A 23,405-nucleotide genomic window follows, 5' to 3' on the forward strand; every position below is an offset into this window, starting at 1 on the left:
TTCCACGAGGCCCGGACGTCCAGGCACCCGGACCGGACGGCCGGGCGCACTGTCGGCAGGTCCTCGGACTGACGCCCGTGCGCGCGCCTCGGGGAGGGCAGGCATGGGTACACCGTTGCGGGACAGTTCCGGACTCACACCGGATTCCCCTGCGACGACAGCGAGCATGAGCATACATCTTGTGCCGACTGCCGCCAGCAACCCCATATCTTGTGTCGTGCTGGTCTCAGAGCGTCAACTCATAGGTGAGGAGCACGATGTCGTCCAGCTCCGGCAGCGGGTACCAGTCGCGTTCCGGTGTGCGGGTGAAACCGCCCCGCTCGTGGACGCGGTGGGCGGCACGCATGGTGCGCTGGGCCGACAGCACGACCCGTCCGCATCCCTCGACGGCCCGCGCCCGGTCCACGCAGGCACGCACCAGAGCCTCCCCGGCGCCCCGTCCCCGGCACGCGCGGGCGACCGCCAGCATCCGGATCTCCGCTTCGCCCGGCCCCGCTGTGTCGGCCATCGGGCCGGGACCCGGCACGAAGGTCACCCCGCCCAGCACCGCCCCGTTCTCCACGGCGACCAGCACCTCGGCGGCGGCCCGCTTCGCCACGTCCCTGAGCTCACCGAGGTACCCGTCGCTCTCCCCGAAGTCCAGCAGCCCGTCGAGCAGGTAGGCCTGCGCGGTGATCTCACCGAGTTCCTCGTACTCGCCGGGTTCCACCGGCCGGATGACGAGGTCCATGAGCGGAGTGTGCCGGACGGGTGCGACGACGGGCCACCGGTTCTCCCCGACGGCCCGTCACCTCCGTACCCGCCGCCTCAGTGGGCGCTGTCCGCCGTGGCCGGCGGGAGCTCGACCCGGACACCGGGGTCGCCCACGTCCGCCGTGTAGTCCTCCGGCTTGGTCCGGTCGACGCCCTCGGGCGCCTTGACGGCCCTCATGACGAAGGTCAGCACGACCGTGACCAGGACGTTGAGCACGAACGCGGTGAGGCCGATGTAGCCGATCTCGCCGATGCCGGGGATCTCCTTCGACGACCCGCCGAAGTGCTTCTGCGTCGGCGAGGCCACCCCGTACGCGGCGACCGTGCCGTAGGCCATGCCGACCGCCCAGCCGCCGATCAGCGCCCAGCGGTGGAACCAGCGGGTGAACAGACCGCCCACCAGCGCCGGGAAGGTCTGCAGGATCCAGATGCCTCCCAGCAGCTGGAAGTTGATGGCGACCGTCTTGTCCATGGTCAGGACGAAGACCAGCGCGCCCACCTTCACCAGCAGGGACACGGCCTTGGAGACCTGGGTCTCCTGCTTCGGCGTCGCGTCCGGCTTGATGAAGTCCTTGTAGATGTTGCGGGTGAACAGGTTCGCCGCCGCGATCGACATGATCGCCGCCGGCACCAGCGCGCCGATGCCGATCGCCGCGAAGGCCACGCCCGCGAACCAGTCCGGGAACATGTTCTCGAACAGCTGCGGGATCGCCAGCTGACCGTTGTCGACCTCGACCCCGGCCGCGATCGCCATGAAGCCGAGCAGCGCCAGCAGGCCCAGCATCAGGGAGTACAGCGGCAGGATCGTGGTGTTGCGGCGGATCACCTCACGGCTGCGCGAGGACAGCGTCGCGGTGATCGAGTGCGGGTACATGAACAGCGCGAGCGCCGAGCCGAGCGCCAGCGTGGCGTACGTCCACTGGCCCGCCTCGTCCGGTACCAGCGCACCGCGCGGCGCGCCCGTGGCCGGGTCGGTCCGGCCGAACGCCTCGCTCGCGGAGGCGAAGACCTCGTCGAAGCCGCCCAGCTTGATCGGGATGTAGACGATCGCCACCGCGATCACGAGGTAGATCAGCGTGTCCTTGACGAACGCGATCAGCGCGGGGGCCCGCAGACCCGAGGAGTACGTGTACGCCGCCAGCACGCCGAAGGCGATCAGCAGCGGCAGGTCCCTGACGAACCAGTGGGTGTCCTCGCCGCCGCCGACGCCCATCACGTCCAGCACGGCCTGGATGCCGACCAGCTGGAGCGCGATGTACGGCATCGTGGCCAGGATGCCGGTGAGCGCGACCGCCAGCGACAGGCCCTTCGAGCCGAACCGGCCGCGCACGAAGTCGGACGTCGTGACGTAGCCGTGCTTGTGCGACACCGACCACAGCCGGGGCAGGAAGGTGAAGATCAGCGGGTACACCAGGATCGTGTACGGCACCGCGAAGAAGCCGGCCGCGCCCGCCGCGTAGATCGCCGCCGGTACGGCCACGAAGGTGTACGCGGTGTACAGGTCGCCGCCGAGCAGGAACCAGGTGACCCAGGTCCCGAAGGACCGCCCGCCCAGTCCCCACTCGTCGAGGCTGTGCTCGTTCTCGGCCTTGCGCCAGCGTGCGGCCAGGAATCCCATGGCCGTGACCAGCACGAAGAAGAAGACGAAGACGGCGAGTGCCACGCCGTTCACGCCGTCGTTCACTTCGACGCACCGCCCTTCGAGGCCGAGCGGGCGCGCTGGTCACGCTGCCAGAGCCTGTACGCGACCATCGTCAGCACGGTGGAGACGAGCACCCACAGCATCTGGTACCAGTAGAAGAACGGGATGCCGATGACGACGGGTTCGGTCCTGGCGTACGAACCGACCCACAGCAGGGCCACGAACGGCGCGACGAGACAGAGGGCGATGACGACCCGCATGGGCGTCACCACCGGCCCTCCTCTGGTTTCTGGGGCTTGCGACATCAGACGGCTCCCGTCCCCTCACTGATCACCGGCGGTCGTGCGCAGGGAAATCTAGGTCAGGGTGCGGTGCGGCCGTAACCCCCTCGTCGGCGGAGCGGCGCCCGGGAAGCGGCTCGACCGGGAGCCGGCAGCGACGAGAACCTTGTCGACCACCCGTTCCACCGGGAGTCCGCGGGGCGTTCCGGAGACGGCTCGGGCCCGGCTCGGGCCCGCCGGCGTCACTCCTGCGGGCGCTTCAGACGGGCGACGAACTTGTACCGGTCACCCCGGTACACCGACCGCACCCACTCCACCGGCTGTCCGCCGCGGTCCCGCGAGTGCCGGGACAGCATCAGCATCGGCAGGCCGACGTCGGTGCCGAGCAGACCGGCCTCGCGCGGGGTGGCCAGGGACGTCTCGATGGTCTCCTCGGCCTCCGCGAGACGGACGTCGTAGACCTCGGCGAGGGCGGTGTAGAGAGAGGTGTACTTCGCCAGGCTGCGGCGCAGCGCGGGGAAGCGCTTGGCGCTCAGATGGGTGGTCTCGATGGCCATCGGCTCGCCGTTGGCCATGCGCAGCCGCTCGATGCGCAGCACCCGCCCGCCGGCCGTGATGTCGAGCAGCCCGGCGAGCCGGTCGTCGGCGGTGATGTAGCCGAGGTCCAGCAGCTGCGAGGTGGGCTCCAGGCCCTGGGCGCGCATGTCCTCGGTGTACGAGGTGAGCTGGAGCGCCTGGGAGACCTTGGGCTTCGCGACGAAGGTGCCCTTGCCCTGGATGCGCTCGAGGCGCCCCTCGACCACCAGCTCCTGGAGCGCCTGGCGCACGGTGGTGCGCGAGGTGTCGAACTCCGCCGCCAGGGTGCGCTCGGGCGGGACCGGCGTGCCGGGCGGCGCCGTCTCCGTCATGTCGAGCAGGTGCTTCTTCAGCCGGTAGTACTTGGGCACACGCGCCGTACGGACCGTGGTCCCACCCTCGTTCTCCGCACTGCTGACGTCGGTGCTCATGCTCTGCCTTCCCGGCTTCGAGTGCCGAAACGACCGACATCCCCGTCGGCCACGGCTGACATCGTGGCACGGCTCGGGGCGGGGGTCTGCCCCCGCACGCTCCGTGATCTCCTCTGTATACCCCTGGGGCGAGGGATGGTCCAGACCACGGGCGGCCGCTCAGATGCCCTGCCAGTCCGGCTTGTTCGCGTAGGTGTGGCGGAAGTAGTCGGCGAGCTTCAGCTTGGCGGCGGCGGCCTCGTCGACGACCACCGTGGCGTGCGGGTGCAACTGCAGCGCGGACGCCGGGCACACCGCCGCCACCGGCCCCTCGACGGTCGCGGCGACCGCGTCCGCCTTGCCCTCGCCGGTGGCCAGCAGGACCAGGTGCCGGGCCTCCAGGATGGTGCCGATGCCCTGGGTGATGACGTGGTGCGGGACCTGGTCGATGTCGCCGTCGAAGAAGCGGGCGTTGTCCACCCGGGTCTGCTCGGTCAGTGTCTTGATCCGGGTGCGGGAGGCGAGCGAGGAGCACGGCTCGTTGAACCCGATGTGCCCGTCCGTGCCGATCCCGAGCAGCTGGAGGTCCACGCCGCCGGCCCCGGCCAGCTCCCTGTCGTACGCCTCGCACGCGCCCTGCACGTCCTCGGCGGTGCCGTCGGGGCCCATGAAGGAGTCCATCCCGATGCCGAGCGGCTCCAGCACCTCGCGCCGCAGCACCGAGCGGTAGGACTCGGGGTGGTCGGCGGGCAGTCCCACGTACTCGTCGAGCTGGGCGATCCGAGCCCGGGAGGCGTCCACGCCACCGGAGCGCACCTTGGCCGCCAGCGCCTCGTAGACGGGCAGCGGTGTCGAGCCGGTGGCCACGCCGAGCAGGGCGTCGGGCTTGCGCCGCAGGAGCTGCGCCATGGCCTCGGCGACGAGCTCGCCGCCCGTCCTGGCGTCCGCAACGATGACAACTTCCACGGTGGGCCTGCCGATCTCGAGAGGGACTCGACTGGGACCGGACCCGTCGGCACGGGTCCGTCCGGTGGTGCAATGTGGTTTAGACCAATCTAAATCTAACAGAGCGGGTGCGGGGGGCGCGCAGAAATCGACCCGGCCGACCGGCCCCGCGCGGGAACCCCACGGGTTAGGCTGCATGACGGACGCCCGCGGGAGCGGGCCGACGGCAACACGCCGCGAAGAACCGAAGAGCGACGTCCGACGCATTTACAGGGACAGTGGTCTAGTCCACAATGCGTAGCAGGACACGACAAGCCTGTCTTCCCCGCACGGGAAGGCGGAACCGAGGAACCGGAGCTCTCTGCCCTGACTGCCCCGGCTCCTCGTCCCTCGGCCGACCGGGACCGCACACCCCACGGCCGATGTTGCTCCGGGCTGCGGTGCCGGGAGGGTTGAGGGTCCCTCCCAGGCGCCGCGGCCCGCGGGTGTCCCGGGCCCTCGCAGACCGCCGGGTACGCTCGCTGGCGTGCCCTCCATGAACGAACTCGTACGCCAGCACACCGCCCTCGACGACACCGATCTCGAGTGGCTCCATCTGCTGGTCTCGGAGTGGCAGCTGCTCTCCGACCTCTCCTTCGCCGACCTGGTCCTGTGGGTCCCCACCCGCGACGGCACCCGCTACGTCTCCGTCGCCCAGATGCGGCCCAACACAGGCCCGACCTCGTACCAGGACGACATGGTCGGCCATCTCGTCCCGCGCGGACGCCGCCCCATGCTGGACGCGGCCCTGGACGAGGGCCGGATCGTGCGCGAGGGGGACCCGGAGTGGCGCGAGGAGGTTCCCGTACGGGTCGAGTCCATCCCCGTACGGCGTGAGGGGCGCGTCCTCGGGGTCATCGCGCGCAACACCAACCTGCTCACCGTGCGCACCCCGAGCCGGCTGGAGCTCACCTATCTCCAGAGCGCCTCGGACCTCGCGCAGATGATCGCGGCCGGCTCCTTCCCGTTCGCGAACCAGCAGCTCGAGATGGACGCCTCGCCCCGCGTCGGCGACGGGCTGATCCGGCTCGACGCCGACGGCATCGTCCAGTACGCCTCCCCGAACGCCCTGTCCGCGTACCACCGCATGGGTCTCGCCGCCGACCTGGTGGGGCATCACCTCGGGCAGACCACCGCCGAACTGGCCCCCTCCCGCGGGCCGGTGGACGAGGCGCTGGCCAAGGTCGCCAGTGGCTGGGCCCCGCGCGAGTTCGAGATCGAGGCGCACGACGGCGTGATCCAGTTCCGGGCGATCCCGCTCAAGCCGAAGGGGACGCGCATCGGTTCGCTGGTGCTGCTCCGTGATGTCACGGAACTTCGCCGTCGCGAACGCGAGTTGATCACCAAGGACGCGACCATCCGGGAGATCCACCACCGGGTGAAGAACAACCTCCAGACGGTGGCGGCGCTGCTGCGGCTGCAGGCACGGCGCATCGGGTCCGAGCGGGGACGTGCGGCGCTGGAGGAAGCGGTCCGCCGGGTGGGGTCCATCGCGATCGTGCACGAGACGCTGTCCCAGAACCTTGACGAGCGGGTGGAGTTCGACGAGATCGCCGACCGCGTCCTCGCGATGGTCGCCGAGATCTCCCCGGGCAAGGTCACCGGCCGGCGCACGGGCCGCTTCGGCATACTCGACGCGGAGGTCGCCACACCGCTGTCGATGGTGCTGACCGAGGTGCTGCAGAACGCCCTGGAGCACGGCTTCCGCGAGGGCGAGACCGGCACCGTGGAGGTGTCGGCGGTCCGCGGCGGCACCACGAAGGAGACCCGCCTGCTGGTCACCGTGCAGGACGACGGCGTGGGTCTGCCCGAGGGATTCGACCCGCACACCGCGGGCAACCTCGGCCTGCAGATCGTACGGACCCTGGTGGAGGGCGAGTTGGGCGGCACCTTCGACATGGTGCCGGCCCCGGAACGGGGGACCAGGGTGATCCTGGACGTCCCGGTGCAGTCGGACAAGTAGCGGGCGCGGACGGCACGAGCCCCGGACCGCTGAATGCGGCCGGGGCTCGTGCTCAACTGCGCGCTGCGGCTCGGGGGCGGGAGATGCGTACGCGCCGTACGCGCCGCCAAGCTCAGGCTGTCAGCAGGGGTGGATTGTCAGGCGGAGGCCTGACGGGCCCGGTTGCGGGCGGCACGGCGCTTCATCGCGCGACGCTCGTCCTCGCTGAGACCACCCCAGACGCCGCTGTCCTGACCGGACTCGAGTGCCCACTGCAGGCAGCTCTCGATCACCGGGCAGCGACGGCAGACGGCCTTGGCTTCCTCGATCTGCAGCAGCGCAGGACCGGTGTTGCCGATGGGGAAGAAGAGCTCGGGGTCTTCCTCGCGGCAAACGGCGTTGTGACGCCAGTCCATGGCTGCTACCTCTCCTGGGTATGTACTGCGATTGCTTGTGAATGTGAACGCTTTCACGAATCCCTCGACAAGGGAAGGGCCGAACGCCAGGTTCCCTGACGTCGTCCTTGGGTTTGAAGAGGGGTTCCGGCGATCTGTGGAGGCCGATGTTGCGGGCCGTCCCGATCGCCAAGAAGAGACTCGCAAACCTCGGCTACGGATACAACCCCTTCTGGAAAGTTTTTTTTGATTCTTCGGTGTCGACTAGGTCACAGCCGTACTTCCATGGGGTGGACCCTGGCCTAAACGTTCGACTGAAAGGACTTTGGCCCTTTCTGCTCACACAATCACACGCAGTGCACGGCGTACGCCTGTGAACGTCACGCTGGTTCGCAGCCCCAGGTGGTCACCGTCCATCTGGAGGGGGAGCGGCACCTTCGAATGCAAGGTGAAGCGTGTCAGATCGTGCCGGGAGACCGCATGCCCGCCGCGAGGTCCGCGCTCCGGGGACGAAGTGAGCAACTGGGTGCCATACCGGGCAACCGCGGCGGTGGAGAGCCGGCTCAGACCGAAGAGATCGAGCGCGGTGTCGAACGAGGCCTTAGGCGACGCGTAGATCGGACGATTGCCGAGAAACGTCCACGGCGAGGTGTTCGAGACTATGGAGAGCACCAGATCGGTGACCGGCACCTCGCCGGGGTGCTCCAGGGTGATCACCCCGCGCCTCCGGTGCGGCTCGCCGAGCAGTTGGCGGAGCACCTGGCGCATGTACAGCGCGTGGGTCGACTTCCTGCCGCGCTCCCGCTGCTGCTCCACCCGGCCGACCACGCCGGCGTCGAAGCCCAGCCCCGCGTTGAAGGTGAACCAGCGGGCCGGTACGGCCTCGTCCTCCGAGCCCGGCGTGCCCGAGGTCAGACCCAGGCCGACGGTGCGCTCGCGGCCCTCGCGCAGCGCGTCCAGCAGGACGCCGGTGGCCTCAACGGGCTGGTTGGGCAGGCCCAGGGCGCGGGCGAAGACGTTGGTGGAGCCGCCGGGGACCACGGCGAGGCCGGGCAGGTGCTCCGGGGCTGGCCCCGCGTGCAGCAGACCGTTGACGACCTCGTTGACCGTGCCGTCCCCGCCGAGGGCCACCACCAGGTCGATGTCGTCGCTCTCCGCGGCCTGCCGGCCCAGGTCGCGTGCGTGCCCGCGGTACTCGGTGGTGACCGCCTCCAGCTTCATCTCGCTGGCGAGCGCGTGGATCAGCACATCGCGCGTGCGCGCACTGGTGGTGGTTGCCGCCGGGTTGACCACGAGAAGTGCACGCATGACGTGCAGGGTACCTACTCAGTGGTACCGGGCCCAGACCGAGGCGGGGCGGAGGGGGCGTGTACCTCGACAGGGGAGGGTGCACGGCGAGGGCTACCCTTCAGGGGTGAGCAGTGAGCAGACCACCACCCCGGACGCCACCGGCCCCCGCCCGCGCCGTCTGACGTACGCCGCGGCGCTGGCCGCCCTGGAAGGGCTCGCGCTGGTGGCCGGCGGAGTGTGGATGTCGGTCCTCGCCCTCACCGGCGAACCGGACGACCGCCGACAGGCCGTCACCGGCGGGGTGACGCTGATCGTGCTCGCGCTGCTCCCGCTGCTCGCCGCGCGGGGACTGTTCGCCCGGCGGAGCTGGAGCCGCGGCCCCGCCGTCATCACACAGATCATCGCGCTGCCGGTGGCCTACAACCTGCTGCGCTCCGACAGCGTGGCCATCCCCGCCGGGATCGCGCTCGCCGTCGTGGCGGTCACCGCCCTCGTCCTGCTGGTCAACCCCGAGACGACCCGGGCCCTCGGCATCCGGGGACCCGGGAACGCCGGCAAGTAGCACCCGGGCGGTCGTGCCGGGTCACTCCTCCACGAGCAGCTTCTCCCGCAGCTGGGCCAGGGTGCGGGCCAGCAGCCGGGAGACGTGCATCTGCGAGATGCCGACCTCCTGGGCGATCTGCGACTGGGTCATGTTGCCGAAGAAGCGCAGCAGCAGGATCCGCTTCTCGCGCGGCGGCAGGTCCTCCAGCAGCGGCTTGAGCGACTCCCGGTACTCCACGCCCTCCAGCGCCTCGTCCTCGGCGCCGAGGGTGTCGGCGACCGCCGGGGACTCGTCGTCGGTGTCGGGGACGTCCAGGGACAGCGTGGAGTAGGCGTTCGCGGACTCCAGGCCCTCCAGGACCTCCTCCTCGGAGATGGCCAGCTTCTCGGCCAGCTCGTGCACCGTGGGGGAGCGGCCGTGCAGCTGGGAGAGCTCAGCCGTGGCCGTGGTGAGCGACAGTCGCAGCTCCTGCAGCCGGCGCGGCACGCGCACCGCCCAGCCCTTGTCGCGGAAGTGCCGCTTGATCTCGCCGACGACCGTCGGCGTCGCGTACGTCGAGAACTCCACGCCCCGGTCGGGGTCGAAGCGGTCGACCGACTTGATCAGACCGATGGTGGCGACCTGGGTGAGGTCGTCCAGCGGCTCACCGCGGTTGCGGAAGCGGCGCGCGAGGTGCTCGACCAGCGGCAGGTGCATGCGCACCAGGCGGTTGCGCAGCTCCGCGTACTCGGGGGTGCCGTCCTGCAGCGTGCGCAGCTCGAGGAAAAGGGCGCGCGCCCCGCTGCGGTCCTGCGGGTCGTGGTGCGCGTGCCCGCTCTGGGCGCCCGGAGTGCCGGGGGTGCTCCGGGCACCCCGGGCGGCGGGCGCCCGCGGCGCCTCGTCCTCGGCGTGTCGCTCGTGCTCGCTCATCGTCCCGCCCGTCGCCCTTCCCCGAGCGCTCGCCTCGTCCCCCGCCGGACCGGCCCCGGCCGGTCCGGCCGCGCTCCGCGCGGTGCCCCCGGGCCGCCCGCCACCCGGGGAGGCGGTCTCCGTGGAGTCGTCCTCCGGATGAGGCCGGGCCTGCTCGGGGATGCCGTCGATGCCGTCCGGCACGCGCTCGGCCGGCAGCTCCCGTGTGCCGCGTTCTTCGTCCCGCACCGGCCCGTCCTCGCTCCTCACGCCGGCCCGGGTCCCGCGCCGCGCTGTTTGTGGAGGCTGATCGACACGGTCTTGTCCTCGTCCACGGCGGAGGAGACCTTGCCCGCGAGCGCGGACAGGACGGTCCAGGCGAAGGTGTCCCTCGAAGGGGCGTGGCCGTCCGTGGTCGGCGCCGAGACGGTCACCTCGAGCGAGTCGTCGACGAGCCGGAAGACACAGCTGAGCACCGAGCCCGGCACGGCCTGCTGGAGCAGGATCGCGCAGGCCTCGTCGACCGCGATGCGCAGGTCCTCGATCTCGTCGAGGGTGAAGTCCAAACGGGCCGCGAGACCGGCCGTGGCCGTACGCAGCACCGACAGGTAGGCCCCCGCGGCCGGCAGCCGGACTTCCACGAAGTCCTGGGTCGCGGGCTCGCCTGCGATCTGGGACACCCTCACCTCCAAGGTGGTACAAGCGTTTCAGGGCCTGGTTCGCCCCCGGGCAACGCGCTACGTGGTTCAGCGGTGACGCTATCGCGCTCTCGGCGGTCCTGTCCCCGGGACCCCGGCCCATGTGTCGTCACTCATAGTAAAACTATGAACACGCTCCGTGGCTAGGGGTCTGCGGCCCCCAAATGGAAAGAGCGCGCGCCGCATTGACGTACCCAGACGTCAGACGGTCGAACCGTCCGGTACCGGGGTCATGTCGGGTCGTACGAGTACGTGGTCGACGAGGCGCCGGCGCCGGTCCTCGCCGGGCTCGTGGGTCCGCAGCACGGGGTGACCGGTTTCCCTGCGGTGCTCCGCGGCGCGCCGCTTCGGCGAGGAGTCGCAGCACCCGACGTGACCGCGGGTGAGGCAGGGGCGCAGTGGTACCGGATCGGTTCCGTCCCGCAGGCACTCCGGACACGTCTCGCCGAGCGGGACGGGTTCCGGGTGCGGCAGCGCCTCGACGTGCGTGCACTGTTTCATGATTGCCAGATTACGATGCCCGCGCGGGGAGCCGCGCGGAAAAACGAGGGCGGGCCGGACCTGGACGTGATGCCGCTGTCGTTGCCGGTGGCGGGCGGCGCCGCGACCGGGTCCGACTGCGCGACGGCCGTTACATCGACGACGAGATGCTGCGCACGCTGCTGCGCTGGCCGGACCTGGAGGAGACGGCTGCGCTCCGGGAGACGACTTGGGGGAAGGGACGCCCGGTGATCACCGCGGCGACCGTGCTCCCGCGTGGGAACGCGGCGTCGTCCACCAGGGCGACAAGAGCGAAAAGCAGTTTGGCGACATAGAGACGTTCGACCGGGACGCCGTGGCGGTGCTCGAAGTCCTGGGCGAACGCGTCGAGTTCAGGAGGGATGCGGGCGTAGCCGCCGAAGTGGAAGCGGTCGTCGAGGCTCCAGTCGCCGCGCGGGCCGCCGAACGCCCCGCTCTGCAGGGCCCGTATGTCCTCGGCCAGGAAGCCGCCCTTGAGCACGGGTACGCCCAGCGCGCGCGTGCCGCCGCCGAGCCCGGCGGCCAGTCCGGCCAGCGTGCCCCCGGTGCCGCAGGCCACCGCCACCACGTCCGCCAGGCCGGCCAGCTCCTCCCCGAGCGCCCGGCAGCCGCGTACGGCGGCGGGGTTGCTGCCGCCCTCGGGCACGACGTACGCGTCCTCGGCGTCCGCCGCGCGCAGCACGGCCGCCAGGGTCTCCGGATCGGTCTTGCGGCGGTACGTCGACCGGTCGACGAAGCGCAGCCGCATCCCGTCGGCCGCGCACCGGGCCAGCGAGGGGTTGAGCGGGCGGTCGGCGAGCTCCTGTCCGCGCACCACGCCGACCGTGCGCAGGCCGAGCAGCCGGCCGGCGGCGGCCGTGGACCGCAGGTGGTTGGAGTACGCGCCGCCGAAGGTGAGCACGGTCCGCCCGGCCGCCTCGGCGAGGTTCGGGGCGAGCTTGCGCCACTTGTTGCCGATCAGCTCCGGGTGGATCAGATCGTCCCGCTTCAGCAGCAGTCGCACCCCGCGCCGCTCGAACCGCCCGTCCACGACCTCCTGCAGCGGGGAGGGCAGCCGTGGACGCAGGCCCGCCAGGGCGTCGCGGGGGTCGGGAGCGTCGGAGCCGGTCACCGGGCCATTGTCGCCCGGGGCTCCCCGAGGCTTCGGCGACGGTCGCCGTCGCCGTCGTGGTCGCGGAACATGCCGATCGGGGCAGGACCGCCCCGCGGGCACCACAGCGCGATCACCGGATCGCAGACGGCGCAGCCCAGGGGCGGGCCGGGGGCGGGGCGGGAGCGAACGGGACGATGGGCTCGCCCCCCGGGGCGGTGGACGACGTCCCACGCGGTGTGCGGCAGCCGGCCGCCGCCGCCGAACGTCCAGGAGCCCGGAACGCGGCACAGGCGACCAGCGCCGTGAAGGCGAACTCCGGCCGTCCGGCCCGCCGCCGAGGCAGGCGGCGCCCGCACCGGCGACCACGGGGGCGTTCGGGCGCCGCCGGTGCGGTTCGCGTTCGGGGGACATCAGCAGGCCGTGGAGGACACCGATGCCGGCCGGGGCGACGTACTGGGCGGCGAGGTCCTCTCCCGGGACCGCCAGGGACGGTTCGCCACGCCGGGGGCGAGCCGTTCCGGGCCCCGGGGGAGCGGGCGGCAGGCCCCCGGGTTGTCGCCGGACGGACCGCGCGCCGTCGTGCCCGCGCGTCACTTCAGCCGGTCGCCGATCCGTTTCCTCATCGAGCCCATCGTGAACCCGCGCGGGTCCACCTTCCCCGGCTGCCACTCCTTGTGCCCGATCACCGACCGCTCGTTCCAGCCGTGGTGGCGGCACACGGCGGCCGCGGCTCTCGCGATGGCCTCCAGCTGGACCGCCGGCCAGGGGTCCTCGCCGTCGCCGAGGTTCTCGCACTCGAAGCCGTAGAAGTGCCGGTTGCCGTCGGTGTTCGCCTCGTTGTCCTTCGGCAGCCGCCTCTCGGCGATCACCGCGCGGAGCACGTCGTCGTCGCCGAGCCCGGCGTGGTTGGCCCGGCCGTAGCCGACGAGGTGGACCCGGCCGTCCTTGGTGATGACGCCGTGGCACAGGGGTCCGGGCAGCCCCTCGTAGCCCCTGCGGCAGAGGTCGACCGTGCGGGCGCTGCCCTTGGTCACCGTGTGGTGGACCATCACGCCGTGGACGGGGCCCCACGGACCCTTGTGGTTGCGGTTGTGGTCGCGCCAGTCGCCGACCTCCACGACCGTGAGGCCCTCCGCCTTCAGAGCGCGCAGGAACGCACCCGCGGACATGGGTGGGGCCATGACCGCCCTCCTTCGTTCCGGGCGGCGGCCGTCTTTCGCAACCGCTCGCTACCGGGCCTATACCGAAAAGGGGTGAGTGCGACTACTTGTCCGTCTCCTGTGCGAGTCGATCCGGACAGTCCCCCTCCGGTACGGCGCTGTCGAGCGAGCGCTGTGTGCCCATCCCTCCCAAGATCCAATCCCGCTCGATCGGGTAATGGTGCGCGCACGCCGCGTGAGGAAGGCTTGATCGCGCAATGTCCCGCCCGGCGCGACCGGGCGCGGAATCACCATTGGGGAGGGCAGTTCTCTATGTCGGTAGGCGAAGAGGTCCGTTCGGAGCAGACCGGGCAGCAGCAGAGCCTCGGTACGGCGGCCGCGCGGAACCTGGCCACCACGACCAAGTCCGTGCCGCAGATGCAGGAGATCAGCTCGCGCTGGCTGCTGCGCATGCTGCCCTGGGTCGACGTGCAGGGCGGTACATACCGTGTCAACCGGCGGCTGACCTACGCCGTGGGTGATGGCCGGATCACGTTCGTGAAGACCGGCGACCGCGTCGAGATCATCCCCGCGGAACTGGGCGAACTGCCGGTACTGCGGTCGTATGAGGACGAGGAGGTGCTGGCCGAGCTGGCCGCCCGCTGCCGGCAGCGGGAGATCGGGGCCGGTCAGGTCATCGCCTCCTTCGGCAGCCCGGCCGACGAGGTGTACCTGCTGGCGCACGGCAGGGTGGAGCGGGTCGGCACCGGTCCCTACGGCGAGGACGAATCCCTCGGAGTCCTCGCCGACGGCGCCTACTTCGGTGAACAGGCGCTGCTGGACGAGGACGCCATCTGGGAGTACACCGCCCGTACCCTCACCGCCTGTACCGTGCTCGTGCTGCCGCGCGAGGCCGTCGAACAGGTCGCCGAGCGGTCGGACACCCTGCGCGAACACCTCCGCCGGCGGCTCACGGTCCCGGAGCAGCGCACCAACAAATACGGCGAGAAGGAGATCGACCTCGCGGCCGGCCACAGCGGAGAGCCGGACATCCCGCACACCTTCGTCGACTACGAGGCCAGGCCGCGCGAGTACGAACTCAGCGTCGCCCAGACCGTGCTGCGCATCCACACCCGCGTGGCCGACCTCTACAACCAGCCCATGAACCAGACGGAGCAGCAGATCCGGCTGACCGTCGAGGCGCTGAAGGAGCGACAGGAGCACGAACTCGTCAACAACCGCGACTTCGGCCTGCTCCACAACTGCGAGTACGACCAGCGGATCCAGCCGCACAGCGGCGTCCCGAGCCCCGACGACATGGACGAACTGCTCAGCAGGCGGCGCGGGACCAGGCTGCTCCTCGCCCACCCGCGCGCGATCGCCGCGTTCGGCCGGGAGCTCAACAGGCGGGGGCTCGTCCCCGAGACCATCGACATGGGTGGCAACCGCATCCCCACCTGGCGGGGAGTGCCCATCTACCCGTGCAACAAGATCCCGGTGACCGAGGCCCGGACGACCTCCATCATCGCCCTGCGCACCGGTGAGGGGGACCAGGGCGTCATCGGGCTGCGGGCCGCCGGCATCCCCGACGAGATCGAGCCGAGCCTGTCCGTGCGGTTCATGGGCATCAATGAACAAGCCATCATCAAGTACCTGGTCACGGCCTACTACTCGGCAGCGGTCCTGGTACCGGACGCGCTCGGCGTCCTGGAGAACGTCGAGATCGGCCGTTGGCGATGACCTGTCGCCGGCTCCCGCCCCGCACGCCGTGTCCCCGCCCCTCCGGGCGGGTACACCTCGGAGGTGAGAGCTCGACGGGTGCGGAAGCGCCGTCCCTCCGCTCCTCCACCGAGTCGGTCCCTGGGGGAAGTCGATGACGGAGTCCATGACGGAGCCGAGGACGGGGCTTGCGACGGAGAACGCGATCGGGATGCCGGCGGTGTCGGAGCAGTGGCCCGGCGACGGGCACGAGGCGACGACCCTGCTGGAGCGGACGCGGGCCGCGGTCGACCCGGCGCTGCGGGCCGCCGTCGGCTCGCTGCCCGGCCCGATGCGCCGCGTCGCGCTCTACCACTTCGGCTGGGAGCAGGCGGACGGCACCCAGGCCGGAGGCGGTCCGGGCAAGGCGATCCGCCCCGCCCTGGTGCTCGCCGCGACCTCCGCCCTGGGCGGGCCCGTGGCCCGGGCCACCGCGGTACGGGCGGCGGCCGCCGTGGAACTGATCCACAACTTCACGTTGCTGCACGACGACGTGATGGACCGGGACACCACCCGCCGCCACCGGCCCACCGCCTGGACGGTGTTCGGGGACGCCGACGCGATCCTCGCCGGGGACGCCCTCCAGGCGCTCGCCCTGCGATTGCTCGCCGAGGACCCCCATCCGGCGGCCTCGGCGGCGGCGGCCCGGCTCGCGGACTGCGTGGTCGAACTGTGCGCGGGGCAGCACGCGGACACGGCCCTGGAGCAGCGAGGTCCCGACGAGGTCACCCTCGCCGAGACACTGGCCATGGCCGAGGCCAAGACCGGGGCGCTGCTCGGCTGCGCCTGCGCGATCGGGGCGCTGTACGCGGACGCCGGAGACGCGGACGTGGCCGCACTGGACGCGTTCGGCCGGGAGGCGGGACTGGCCTTCCAGCTCATCGACGACGTGATCGGCATATGGGGTGACCCGCGCCGCACCGGCAAACCGGTCGGCGCGGACCTGGCCGCCCGCAAGAAGTCACTGCCGGTGGTGGCCGCGCTCACCTCCGGTACTCCGGAGGCCGCGGAGCTCGCCGCCGTGTACGCGACCCCGCATCGCGAGGAGGACGACCTGGAGGAGATCGCGCTGGCCGTGGAACGGGCGGGCGGCCGGGACTGGGCACAGACCCAGGCGGCCGACCGGATGGCCCGGGCGATGCAGGAAGTGGCCCGCGCGGTGCCCGACCCGGAAGCGGCGGGCGGGCTGCTGGCCCTGGCCGAGTTCGTGACACGGCGCACCACCTGACGGCCCGCCGGCTGTCCTCCCGGCCCCGGAGCCACAGGTGCCGTGCGGCTCCTGGCCCCGCACGGCACCGGGGCTCCGGTCCGGCGGGTCCCGCACTTCCCCACGGTGTGCGGGGCCCGCCCTCCCCGTCCCGGTGGCCCCACTACGCTCAACACCCGTATCTGGTAAGTCGGTTGAGCTGAAGGAGCGGACATGGGTGTGGAGATCCGGAGGGCTGGGGACGGGGACCGGGAGCTGGTGGTCCGGTTGCTGGACGAGGCGTTCCAGGACGACCCGGTCAGCGGGTGGGTCTTCCCCGGCGACGAGTACCGCCGTACGACGCACCACAGGCTCATGGCCGCCTTCACCGACGCCGTGCTCGCCGAAGGGCGTGTGGACCTCACCGAGGACGGTTCGGCGTGCGCCCTCTGGATGTCCCTACCGGCGGGCGAGCCCGAGCACGGCGAGGAGCAGCCGGACGACGACGGCCCGGCGCGGATGCGCCGGGCCGTCGACCCGGACAACGAGCGGGTGGAGCTGATCGGCCGGCTCACCGCGGACATCCACCCCTCGGGGCGGGCCCACGAGTACCTGTGGATGATCGGTGTGGCACCGGACCGCCAGGGCGAGGGGCTCGGCACCGCGCTGATCAGCTCCGTCCTCGACCGCTGCGACAGGGAAGGGCTGGGGGCGTACCTGGAGGCGAGCAGCGAGCGCAGCGCCCTGCTGTACCGGCGCCTCGGCTTCGAGGCGTCCGGTGAGCCCCTGGCCCTCCCGGACGGCCCGTGCATGTGGCCCATGTGGCGCGAACCCCGTACGGCCGGCTGACGGACCGGCCGGGGCGACGGGCCGCGCGGCCGGCCGCCGTCGGGTCCGGGGCCTCGGAAGGGACGTTCGGCCCTGGTCGCCGGCGTGCGTCAGGACTTCACTGGCCCGCGGGTGGCGCCCGCCGGCCGTACCGAGGGATCCGGCGGGTGTCGGACGACGAGGCCGGCGGGGGCGGGATGAGGACAACGGCGGGCGACGACGGCACGACGGGCGGGAACACCGCGGTGGTGGGGCACGCCGACCTGACCCCGGACACGCTCCTGCTGGTGGAGTCCGCGCTGCGGACCCGGCTGGCGCGACCGCCCGTCCCGGCCGTAACCATGGTGCGCACCGGCGTGGGTACGCCGTTGGCGTCCGGCCGGGCCGCGCGGGCGTCGGGGTGCCCGCTGGCCGTGGTGATCCCCACGCGCGTCGGAGTGCCCGCCGCGCCGCCCCAGCGGGACCGGACGGCGGCCGGCGAGCTGCTGGCCCTCGCCGACGAGGTGCGCCTGCCGGCCTACGACCCGGCGGATCGCGACTCCTGTGTCGGCGCGGACGGACGGCTCGTCGCCTGCAGCGGCCTCCTCCTGGCCGTCTGGGGCGGTTCCCCGTCCGACGGCCACGACACCACCGCCCATCTGGTGGCCTACGCGCGTGCCCGGGGCGTCCCTGTGGAGATCGTGTGGCCCGAGGGGGCCGCCCGGGAAGCGCTGCCCGCCGTCCACGCGGAGGGCTGACGGCGGGGGCAGGGACCATTGGCCCCTGCCCGCAGGCCCTCGCAGGGGCCCTTCGCCTCATGCGGAGCCCTCTCCCCGGCGCCGATCATGGGCGCGAAACAGCCTGGGGAGGAAGACGTCCGGTGGACGAGATACGCATGAAGAAGGTCGAAGCCGCGGGGGACGCGCGGCCCCGTCCGGTACCGCCCGAAGGGACCGCCGCAGGGACGCCCGCGGTGCGCCGGGCCGCCTGGGTGGACTGGCTGACCACCACCGACCACAAGAGGATCGGCACGCTGTACCTGGTCAGCGCGTTCGTGTTCTTCGTCGTCGGCGGAGTCATGGCGCTGATGATGCGTGCGGAGCTCGCCCGGCCGGGCCTGCAGATCATGTCGAACGAGCAGTTCAACCAGGCGTTCACGATGCACGGCTCGATCATGCTGCTGATGTTCGCGATGCCGCTGTTCACCGGCTTCGCCAACTGGATCATGCCGCTGCAGATCGGCGCACCCGACGTGGCGTTCCCGCGGCTGAACATGCTGGCCTTCTGGCTGTTCCTGTTCGGCTCCTCGATCGCCGCCGCCGGTTTCCTCACTCCGGGAGGAGCCGCCGACTTCGGCTGGTTCCTGTACGCGCCGCTGTCCAACGAGGTCTACTCGCCGGGCATCGGGGCCGACCTGTGGATCATGGGCGTGGCCCTGTCCGGCTTCGGCTCGATCCTGGGCGCGGTCAACTTCATCACCACGATCATCTGCATGCGCGCGCCGGGCATGACGATGTTCCGCATGCCGATCTTCACCTGGAACGTGCTGTTGACGGCCCTGCTGGTGCTGATCGTGTTCCCGGTGCTGGCGGCGGCGCTGTTCGCCCTGGAGGCGGACCGCAAGTTCGGCAGCCACATCTTCGACTCGGCCAACGGCGGGGCGCTGCTGTGGCAGCACCTGTTCTGGTTCTTCGGCCATCCCGAGGTGTACATCCTGGCGCTGCCGTTCTTCGGCATCGTCTCCGAGGTGATCCCGGTCTTCTCCCGCAAGCCGATGTTCGGCTACATGGGCCTGATCGGCGCCACCATCGCCATCGCCGGCCTCTCGGTGACCGTGTGGGCGCACCACATGTACGTCACCGGCGGTGTGCTGCTGCCGTTCTTCTCCTTCATGACGTTCCTGATCGCGGTCCCGACCGGGGTGAAGTTCTTCAACTGGATCGGCACCATGTGGAAGGGCTCGCTCAGCTTCGAGACCCCGATGCTGTGGACGATCGGCTTCCTGATCACCTTCGTCTTCGGTGGTCTGACCGGTGTCATCCTGGCCTCGCCGCCGCTGGACTTCCACGTCTCGGACAGCTACTTCGTGGTGGCGCACTTCCACTACACCGTCTTCGGCACGGTCGTGTACGCGATGTTCGCCGGCTTCCACTTCTGGTGGCCGAAGTTCACCGGCAGGATGCTCGACGAGCGCCTCGGCAAGATCACCTTCTGGACCCTCACGGCCGGTTTCCACCTCACCTTCCTGGTCCAGCACTGGCTGGGCGTCGAGGGCATGCCCCGCCGCTACGCCGACTACCTCGCCGCCGACGGTTTCACCGCCCTGAACACCCTGTCCTCCATCGGGTCGTTCCTGCTCGGCCTGGCGATCCTGCCGTTCTTCTACAACGTCTGGAGGACGGCCAAGTACGGCGAGCCGGTCGGCGTCGACGACCCCTGGGGCTACGGCCGCTCCCTGGAGTGGGCGACCTCCTGCCCGCCGCCCCGGCACAACTTCCTCACCCTGGCGAAGATCCGCAGCGAGTCCCCGGCGTTCGACCTGCACCACCCCGGGATCGCCGCGACCGAGACGGCGGGGTGAGCCGTGCCGCAGCCCGTTCTGGCCCTGGGGTGCGCGGCGGTGACGGCCGCCGGCTGCGTCTGGTACCTGCCGGCCCTCGCCGACCTGCGCGCCGGAGCCGACCGGCCGCTGTCCTGCCGTACGGCGGCGATCGCCTGCCTGACCGGCTGGGGTTCCCTCGGGACGGTCGCCCTGGTGCTGCTCGTGGCCACGGAGTGGTGGGTGCCGGCGGGTGTGGCGGCCGTGGGCGGCACGGCCGCCGCCACCCTGCGGGCCGGCGCCGCCGTGCGACGCGCCGGTGAGCGGCGGGAGGCGGCCGGGCAGTGGGCGCAGTTCCCGTACGTGCCGTTGTCCGCCGGCGCTCACCGCCCCCGCGGAGTGGCGGTGACCGTGGCCGTCGTTCCCGTCATGGTCGTGGGTCTGTTCCTCGCGCTCGCCGGCCGGGGACTCCACGCCGGGTAGACGGCCCGGGGCGACCGCCCGCACGAGGCTCGGCACCGAACCATGCGGAACCTCGCCTCCCTCTTGCCCCGGCCCCCGATAATCCCTTGTGACCACTACGATTGAAGTACTACAACCGAAGTTATCAGTGACGAGTGCCGCCTACGGGAAGAGACCGCGTTGCGCAAGCTCACGTACTTCATCGCCTGTTCCATCGACGGCTTCATCGGGGACCCGGAGGGCGACGCGTCGGCCATGGTCTCCTTGGTCGACGAGGAGTTCTTCGAGTTCCTCAGGACGGAGTACCCGGAGACCCTGCCCACCCACGGCCGCCGCCCCCTCGGCCTGGACGACCTGCCGAACAAGCGGTTCGACACGGTCATCCAGGGCCGGGCCAGCTACGACGTGGCCCTGAAGGAGGGCATCACCAGCCCCTACGCCCACCTGCGCGAATACGTCGCCTTCCGCACGCTGGGGGAGTCGCCCGACCCCAACGTCGAGATCATCGCGGACGACCTGGTAGGCCGGGTGCGCGCGCTGAAGGCGGAGGACAGCCCGTACGACATCTACCTGTGCGGCGGGTCCGGGCTCGCCGGCGGGCTGGTCGACGAGATCGACGAAATGGTCATCAAGACGTACCCCGTCGTGCAGGGTTCCGGCATGCCGATGTTCGCATCCGGCTTCGCGATCACGCACTTCGCGCTGGAGTCGGTGCGCTCGTTCGGCAACGGTGTGGTCGTGCGGACGTACAGCAGGAAGCGCTGAGCCCGCTCCGGGGCCTGTCCTGGGGCCACGGACAGCGAGCAGCCCGGCTGTCCCGCCCGCGGACGGCCGGTGGAGCAGGCGGTCCGGCGTCACAAGACGCCGGGCGCGTGGGTTCCGGTGTGGGCGCGCGGCCCGTGCCGCGACCTGGAACGCCGGGAATCCCGCTCGCGTGAAGCAGGGGAGCCAGGGAGACCGGTGTCCTCGATTCGGGCCGGGCCGGGAGGATGGCCGTGAGCCGGGCCCCCGCCAAGCGCTAGCGTTGCGGTATGGGCGTGATATGGCGGTGGGGCGTGGGCATCTGGACGGTCGTCGTGATCGTCGGGGGCGGACTGACCCTGTGGTTGCAGGAGAAGGCCGAACCGCCGGCCCCGGCCGGCTGGGAGAGGGCGGAGCCGAGCTCGGCCCCCGTCCTCCCGGGGGACTGGGAGACGCACTGCCCCACCCCCGAGCCGCCGCCGGACGTCGAGGAAGGCCTGACGGCCGTCGTCTGCCGCGTCACCACCGACTAGTCCGGCCGGCGGGCCGGACCGCCCGTCTGCGGATCGCGGTCGGTCAGACGGTACGCGCCGCCCGCCGGATCCCGCATCACCGTCCAGCGGTCGAACACGGCCACGCACACCGCACCCAGCTCCTCGTGCCGTGCCCGGGTCGCGTCGACGTCGGCGCAGGCGAGGTCCGGGTGGGCGAAGGCCGGTTGCTCCTCGGCCAGCCGCTGGAGCAGGACGCGCACGGGCAGCCCGGCCGGCGGCCTGACCACGTGGAACCCCGGGAGCGAACCGGCCACCGCTTCCCAGCCGGGCAACAGCCCGCTCCAGAAGACGACTTCCGCGTCATAGCCGGACGGCGGGAGGGCGAGGCACACCTGGTCCAGACGGCTGCCGTGCGCGACGGGCGGCCGTACCGACTCCCCGTGCCAGGGCACCGCGCAGAACAACTGCCCGGCGGGCGAACGCAGTACGGCCCACCCCTCGTGCTCGCCGGCCGTCTCCGCGCCCAGCCGCAGCGCGTTCGCGACGAACCCGGGCATGTCGTCGACGGAGAAGTCGAGATGGGCGCCGCCCGGGCCCGAAACGATCCGCTGCACCCCCACGCAGGCGTCGGCGCCGTCCGCCCGCAGGGTCACGAACTCCTCGCTGTCTCCGCTCGGTCCGGACGGCCGCGTCCCCGTGACGGCCGCCCAGAACCCGCCGGCCCGGTCGGCCCCGGACGCCGGCCGGTCGATGAAGGCGTACGTCCAGCGGACGTTCACCGCCGGGGCCGTTCCATGAAGCGCAGCATGTTCCCGGCCGGGTCACGGAACGCGCAGTCGCGCACCCCGTACGGCTGGTCCACCGGCTCCTGGAGCACGTCCACACCGGCGGCGCGGACGCGCTCGAAGAGGGCGTCGCAGTCGGCGGTGGTGAAGTTGACCCCGCGCAGCATGCCCTTGGCCAGCAGCTCGGCCATCGCCTGCTTGTCACCGGGGGAGGCGTCCGGGTGCGCGGCGGGCGACTCCAGCACGATCTCCGTATCCGGCTGCTCCGGAGAGGCGACCGTCACCCAGCGCATCCCCTCGAACCCCACGTCGTTGCGGACCTCGAGCCCCAGCACGTCACGGTAGAAGGCCAGCGCCTTGTCGTGGTCGTCGACGGCGATGAAGCACTGGGCGAGTCGTACGTCGTTTCCTGTGTGCATGCGCCCACGCTAGAAGGTTCCGCCCGGATCGACCCGGGGCCGGCCCCGGACCGGCCGGGTGTACGTGCGGGCCACGCACGGCGGAATGACCGCGCCCTCCTCGTGCGACCGGGCACGGTACGCGCTCGGCGTCTCCCCGACCAGCTCGGTGAACCGGGAACTGAACGACCCCAGCGAGGTACAGCCGACCGCGAGGCACACCTCCGTCACCGTGAGGTCGCCCCGCCGCAGCAGCGCCTTGGCCCGCTCGATGCGCCGCGTCATGAGGTAGGCGTACGGCGTCTGCCCGTACGCCGCGCGGAAGCTGCGCTGGAAGTGACCGGCCGACATCAGCGCGGTCCGCGCCAGCTCCGTGACGTCGAGAGGCTCGGCGTACTCCCGGTCCATCCGGTCCCGGGCCCGCCGCAGCCGCACCAGATCCTCCAGCTCCATCCGCCCAGCATGCCACCCTTCGCGGGACCGGTCACGGAGACGCCGAAGGGCCCCGCCCGGAGTGGCGGGGCCCTTCACCGCACCCGCGAACCGCGACGGTGTACCGATCGCCGTCGCGGAAGGAGGCCGGATCAGGCCTTCTTGGTCTCCCAGAAGATCTTGTCGATCTGGGCGATGTAGTCCAGAGCCTTCTGGCCGGTCGCCGGGTCCGTCGACGCCTTGGCGGCCGAGAGGGCCTTCAGGGTGTCGTTGACCAGCTGGTGCAGCTCCGGGTACTTCTCGAAGTGCGGGGGCTTGAAGTAGTCGCTCCACAGCACGGAGACGTGGTGCTTCGCCAGCTCGGCGCGCTGCTCCTTGATGACCGTGGCACGGGCCTGGAAGTGCGGGTCGTCGTTGCCGGCCATCTTCTCCTGGACGGCCTTCACCGACTCCGCCTCGATGCGGGCCTGGGCCGGGTCGTACACGCCGCAGGGCAGGTCGCAGTGGGCGCTGACCTTGACCTTGGGGGCAAACAGGCGGGAAAGCATGGAGCGTTTCCTTCCTCGTGATCGTCTTCTCACACTGGACATTACTCCGTGACGGACGGCTTTTCGCGGGTGCCCCCGCGGGCTTAGGACAAAAGTCCGGGG

At 71.4% G+C, this 23,405-nt stretch carries 27 protein-coding genes and 1 riboswitch; of the genes, 10 read left to right on the plus strand and 17 right to left on the minus strand.

What is annotated here, in order from left to right:
* Positions 1–37: 37 nt before the first annotated feature.
* Positions 38–211: riboswitch (cobalamin riboswitch) on the minus strand.
* A 15-nt stretch (positions 212–226) separates the two neighbouring features.
* From KYY02_RS03265 to nagB, 5 genes are all read right to left on the minus strand, one after another.
* A complete protein-coding gene (locus KYY02_RS03265; protein ID WP_371235853.1) occupies positions 227–730 on the minus strand; it encodes a GNAT family N-acetyltransferase in 504 nt (167 codons plus the stop codon).
* A gap of 77 nt (positions 731–807) precedes the next feature.
* A complete protein-coding gene (gene mctP / locus KYY02_RS03270; protein ID WP_371235854.1) occupies positions 808–2,436 on the minus strand; it encodes a monocarboxylate uptake permease MctP in 1,629 nt (542 codons plus the stop codon).
* Complete coding sequence (locus KYY02_RS03275; protein WP_371235855.1) at positions 2,433–2,699, minus strand: DUF3311 domain-containing protein; 267 nt, start codon at positions 2,697–2,699, stop codon at positions 2,433–2,435. The genes mctP and KYY02_RS03275 overlap by 4 nt, the downstream gene beginning before the upstream one ends.
* A gap of 218 nt (positions 2,700–2,917) precedes the next feature.
* Positions 2,918–3,682, minus strand: coding sequence for a GntR family transcriptional regulator (locus tag KYY02_RS03280; RefSeq protein WP_371235856.1), 765 nt, complete (start codon positions 3,680–3,682; stop codon positions 2,918–2,920).
* Between the two features lie 159 nt (positions 3,683–3,841).
* A complete protein-coding gene (nagB, locus tag KYY02_RS03285; protein ID WP_371235857.1) occupies positions 3,842–4,627 on the minus strand; it encodes a glucosamine-6-phosphate deaminase in 786 nt (261 codons plus the stop codon).
* Positions 4,628–5,132: 505 nt separating this feature from the next.
* On the opposite strand from nagB, the gene KYY02_RS03290 reads away from it, so the two are divergent.
* Positions 5,133–6,608, plus strand: a complete 1,476-nt coding sequence (locus tag KYY02_RS03290; RefSeq protein ID WP_371235858.1) for a sensor histidine kinase — start codon at positions 5,133–5,135, stop codon at positions 6,606–6,608.
* A gap of 137 nt (positions 6,609–6,745) precedes the next feature.
* Here the strand turns inward: KYY02_RS03290 and KYY02_RS03295 are convergent, their stop codons facing one another.
* Together KYY02_RS03295 and KYY02_RS03300 are read right to left on the minus strand one after the other, a co-directional pair.
* Positions 6,746–7,003 carry a WhiB family transcriptional regulator gene (locus KYY02_RS03295; protein WP_030219886.1) on the minus strand — a complete coding sequence of 86 codons (258 nt, stop codon included), beginning with the start codon at positions 7,001–7,003 and terminating at the stop codon, positions 6,746–6,748.
* Between the two features lie 318 nt (positions 7,004–7,321).
* The gene (locus KYY02_RS03300; protein ID WP_371235859.1) at positions 7,322–8,290 is read right to left on the minus strand and encodes a diacylglycerol/lipid kinase family protein; all 969 of its coding nucleotides are present in this window, start codon (positions 8,288–8,290) and stop codon (positions 7,322–7,324) included.
* Between the two features lie 106 nt (positions 8,291–8,396).
* On the opposite strand from KYY02_RS03300, the gene KYY02_RS03305 reads away from it, so the two are divergent.
* Positions 8,397–8,834, plus strand: coding sequence for a hypothetical protein (locus KYY02_RS03305; RefSeq protein WP_371235860.1), 438 nt, complete (start codon positions 8,397–8,399; stop codon positions 8,832–8,834).
* Positions 8,835–8,855: 21 nt separating this feature from the next.
* On the opposite strand, the gene KYY02_RS03310 is transcribed toward KYY02_RS03305, so the two are convergent.
* The 6 genes from KYY02_RS03310 to KYY02_RS03335 all read right to left on the minus strand — a co-directional run bounded on the left by KYY02_RS03310 (position 8,856) and on the right by KYY02_RS03335 (position 13,195).
* The gene (locus KYY02_RS03310) at positions 8,856–9,953 is read right to left on the minus strand and encodes an RNA polymerase sigma factor SigF (protein WP_371235861.1); all 1,098 of its coding nucleotides are present in this window, start codon (positions 9,951–9,953) and stop codon (positions 8,856–8,858) included.
* A gap of 17 nt (positions 9,954–9,970) precedes the next feature.
* Positions 9,971–10,384 (minus strand): ATP-binding protein, encoded by a 414-nt coding sequence (locus KYY02_RS03315; protein WP_359046028.1) that lies wholly within the window; start codon positions 10,382–10,384, stop codon positions 9,971–9,973.
* A gap of 219 nt (positions 10,385–10,603) precedes the next feature.
* The gene (locus KYY02_RS03320) at positions 10,604–10,903 is read right to left on the minus strand and encodes a UBP-type zinc finger domain-containing protein (RefSeq protein WP_371235862.1); all 300 of its coding nucleotides are present in this window, start codon (positions 10,901–10,903) and stop codon (positions 10,604–10,606) included.
* 130 nt (positions 10,904–11,033) lie between these two features.
* Positions 11,034–12,032, minus strand: a complete 999-nt coding sequence (locus KYY02_RS03325) for a 1-aminocyclopropane-1-carboxylate deaminase/D-cysteine desulfhydrase (RefSeq protein WP_371235863.1) — start codon at positions 12,030–12,032, stop codon at positions 11,034–11,036.
* Positions 12,029–12,370 carry a DUF6010 family protein gene (locus KYY02_RS03330; RefSeq protein ID WP_371235864.1) on the minus strand — a complete coding sequence of 114 codons (342 nt, stop codon included), beginning with the start codon at positions 12,368–12,370 and terminating at the stop codon, positions 12,029–12,031. Before KYY02_RS03330 ends, KYY02_RS03325 begins: the two co-directional genes overlap by 4 nt.
* A 234-nt stretch (positions 12,371–12,604) precedes the next feature.
* Complete coding sequence (locus tag KYY02_RS03335) at positions 12,605–13,195, minus strand: N-acetylmuramoyl-L-alanine amidase (protein ID WP_371235865.1); 591 nt, start codon at positions 13,193–13,195, stop codon at positions 12,605–12,607.
* 291 nt (positions 13,196–13,486) lie between these two features.
* Here KYY02_RS03335 and KYY02_RS03340 point away from each other — a divergent pair, with 291 nt between their 5' ends.
* The 8 genes from KYY02_RS03340 (at position 13,487) to KYY02_RS03375 (ending at position 21,179) form a co-directional block, all read left to right on the plus strand.
* Positions 13,487–14,893, plus strand: coding sequence for a family 2B encapsulin nanocompartment shell protein (locus KYY02_RS03340; RefSeq protein WP_371235866.1), 1,407 nt, complete (start codon positions 13,487–13,489; stop codon positions 14,891–14,893).
* A gap of 190 nt (positions 14,894–15,083) precedes the next feature.
* The gene (locus KYY02_RS03345; RefSeq protein ID WP_371236012.1) at positions 15,084–16,139 is read left to right on the plus strand and encodes a family 2 encapsulin nanocompartment cargo protein polyprenyl transferase; all 1,056 of its coding nucleotides are present in this window, start codon (positions 15,084–15,086) and stop codon (positions 16,137–16,139) included.
* 192 nt (positions 16,140–16,331) lie between these two features.
* Complete coding sequence (locus tag KYY02_RS03350) at positions 16,332–16,946, plus strand: GNAT family N-acetyltransferase (RefSeq protein WP_371235867.1); 615 nt, start codon at positions 16,332–16,334, stop codon at positions 16,944–16,946.
* A 176-nt stretch (positions 16,947–17,122) separates the two neighbouring features.
* Entirely contained in the window at positions 17,123–17,662 is a 540-nt protein-coding gene (locus KYY02_RS03355; protein ID WP_371236013.1) for a hypothetical protein, read from the plus strand.
* A gap of 122 nt (positions 17,663–17,784) precedes the next feature.
* Positions 17,785–19,485 (plus strand): aa3-type cytochrome oxidase subunit I, encoded by a 1,701-nt coding sequence (ctaD, locus tag KYY02_RS03360; protein ID WP_371235868.1) that lies wholly within the window; start codon positions 17,785–17,787, stop codon positions 19,483–19,485.
* 3 nt (positions 19,486–19,488) lie between these two features.
* Entirely contained in the window at positions 19,489–19,926 is a 438-nt protein-coding gene (locus KYY02_RS03365) for a hypothetical protein (protein WP_371235869.1), read from the plus strand.
* A gap of 159 nt (positions 19,927–20,085) precedes the next feature.
* Positions 20,086–20,670, plus strand: a complete 585-nt coding sequence (locus KYY02_RS03370) for a dihydrofolate reductase family protein (RefSeq protein ID WP_371235870.1) — start codon at positions 20,086–20,088, stop codon at positions 20,668–20,670.
* A 266-nt stretch (positions 20,671–20,936) separates the two neighbouring features.
* Positions 20,937–21,179 (plus strand): hypothetical protein, encoded by a 243-nt coding sequence (locus KYY02_RS03375; protein ID WP_371235871.1) that lies wholly within the window; start codon positions 20,937–20,939, stop codon positions 21,177–21,179.
* On the opposite strand, the gene KYY02_RS03380 is transcribed toward KYY02_RS03375, so the two are convergent.
* The 4 genes from KYY02_RS03380 to sodN all read right to left on the minus strand — a co-directional run bounded on the left by KYY02_RS03380 (position 21,176) and on the right by sodN (position 23,303).
* Entirely contained in the window at positions 21,176–21,919 is a 744-nt protein-coding gene (locus tag KYY02_RS03380) for a VOC family protein (protein WP_371235872.1), read from the minus strand. The two genes, KYY02_RS03375 and KYY02_RS03380, sit on opposite strands and share 4 nt — an antisense overlap.
* Positions 21,916–22,344 carry a VOC family protein gene (locus KYY02_RS03385; RefSeq protein WP_371235873.1) on the minus strand — a complete coding sequence of 143 codons (429 nt, stop codon included), beginning with the start codon at positions 22,342–22,344 and terminating at the stop codon, positions 21,916–21,918. The genes KYY02_RS03380 and KYY02_RS03385 overlap by 4 nt, the downstream gene beginning before the upstream one ends.
* Before the next feature lie 9 nt (positions 22,345–22,353).
* Positions 22,354–22,776 carry a helix-turn-helix transcriptional regulator gene (locus KYY02_RS03390; protein ID WP_371235874.1) on the minus strand — a complete coding sequence of 141 codons (423 nt, stop codon included), beginning with the start codon at positions 22,774–22,776 and terminating at the stop codon, positions 22,354–22,356.
* Positions 22,777–22,907: 131 nt separating this feature from the next.
* A complete protein-coding gene (gene sodN / locus KYY02_RS03395; protein ID WP_004983535.1) occupies positions 22,908–23,303 on the minus strand; it encodes a superoxide dismutase, Ni in 396 nt (131 codons plus the stop codon).
* Between the last annotated feature and the right edge of the window lie 102 nt (positions 23,304–23,405).

The sequence above is a fragment of the Streptomyces pimonensis genome (genome assembly GCF_041380215.1).
GTDB lineage: Bacteria > Actinomycetota > Actinomycetes > Streptomycetales > Streptomycetaceae > Streptomyces > Streptomyces pimonensis.

Bases quoted from the DNA above. Each gene is read 5' to 3' on its own strand.
- KYY02_RS03320 (WP_371235862.1), bottom strand. From the start codon at position 10,903: ATGAAACAGTGCACGCACGTCGAGGCGCTGCCGCACCCGGAACCCGTC.
- KYY02_RS03300 (WP_371235859.1), bottom strand. From the start codon at position 8,290: ATGCGTGCACTTCTCGTGGTCAACCCGGCGGCAACCACCACCAGTGCG.
- KYY02_RS03295 (WP_030219886.1), bottom strand. From the start codon at position 7,003: ATGGACTGGCGTCACAACGCCGTTTGCCGCGAGGAAGACCCCGAGCTC.
- KYY02_RS03280 (WP_371235856.1), bottom strand. From the start codon at position 3,682: ATGAGCACCGACGTCAGCAGTGCGGAGAACGAGGGTGGGACCACGGTC.
- KYY02_RS03340 (WP_371235866.1), top strand. From the start codon at position 13,487: ATGTCGGTAGGCGAAGAGGTCCGTTCGGAGCAGACCGGGCAGCAGCAG.
- sodN (WP_004983535.1), bottom strand. From the start codon at position 23,303: ATGCTTTCCCGCCTGTTTGCCCCCAAGGTCAAGGTCAGCGCCCACTGC.
- KYY02_RS03265 (WP_371235853.1), bottom strand. From the start codon at position 730: ATGGACCTCGTCATCCGGCCGGTGGAACCCGGCGAGTACGAGGAACTC.
- KYY02_RS03390 (WP_371235874.1), bottom strand. From the start codon at position 22,776: ATGGAGCTGGAGGATCTGGTGCGGCTGCGGCGGGCCCGGGACCGGATG.
- KYY02_RS03275 (WP_371235855.1), bottom strand. From the start codon at position 2,699: ATGTCGCAAGCCCCAGAAACCAGAGGAGGGCCGGTGGTGACGCCCATG.
- KYY02_RS03335 (WP_371235865.1), bottom strand. From the start codon at position 13,195: ATGGCCCCACCCATGTCCGCGGGTGCGTTCCTGCGCGCTCTGAAGGCG.
- KYY02_RS03355 (WP_371236013.1), top strand. From the start codon at position 17,123: ATGAGGACAACGGCGGGCGACGACGGCACGACGGGCGGGAACACCGCG.
- KYY02_RS03350 (WP_371235867.1), top strand. From the start codon at position 16,332: ATGGGTGTGGAGATCCGGAGGGCTGGGGACGGGGACCGGGAGCTGGTG.
- KYY02_RS03375 (WP_371235871.1), top strand. From the start codon at position 20,937: ATGGGCGTGATATGGCGGTGGGGCGTGGGCATCTGGACGGTCGTCGTG.
- KYY02_RS03345 (WP_371236012.1), top strand. From the start codon at position 15,084: ATGCCGGCGGTGTCGGAGCAGTGGCCCGGCGACGGGCACGAGGCGACG.
- KYY02_RS03385 (WP_371235873.1), bottom strand. From the start codon at position 22,344: ATGCACACAGGAAACGACGTACGACTCGCCCAGTGCTTCATCGCCGTC.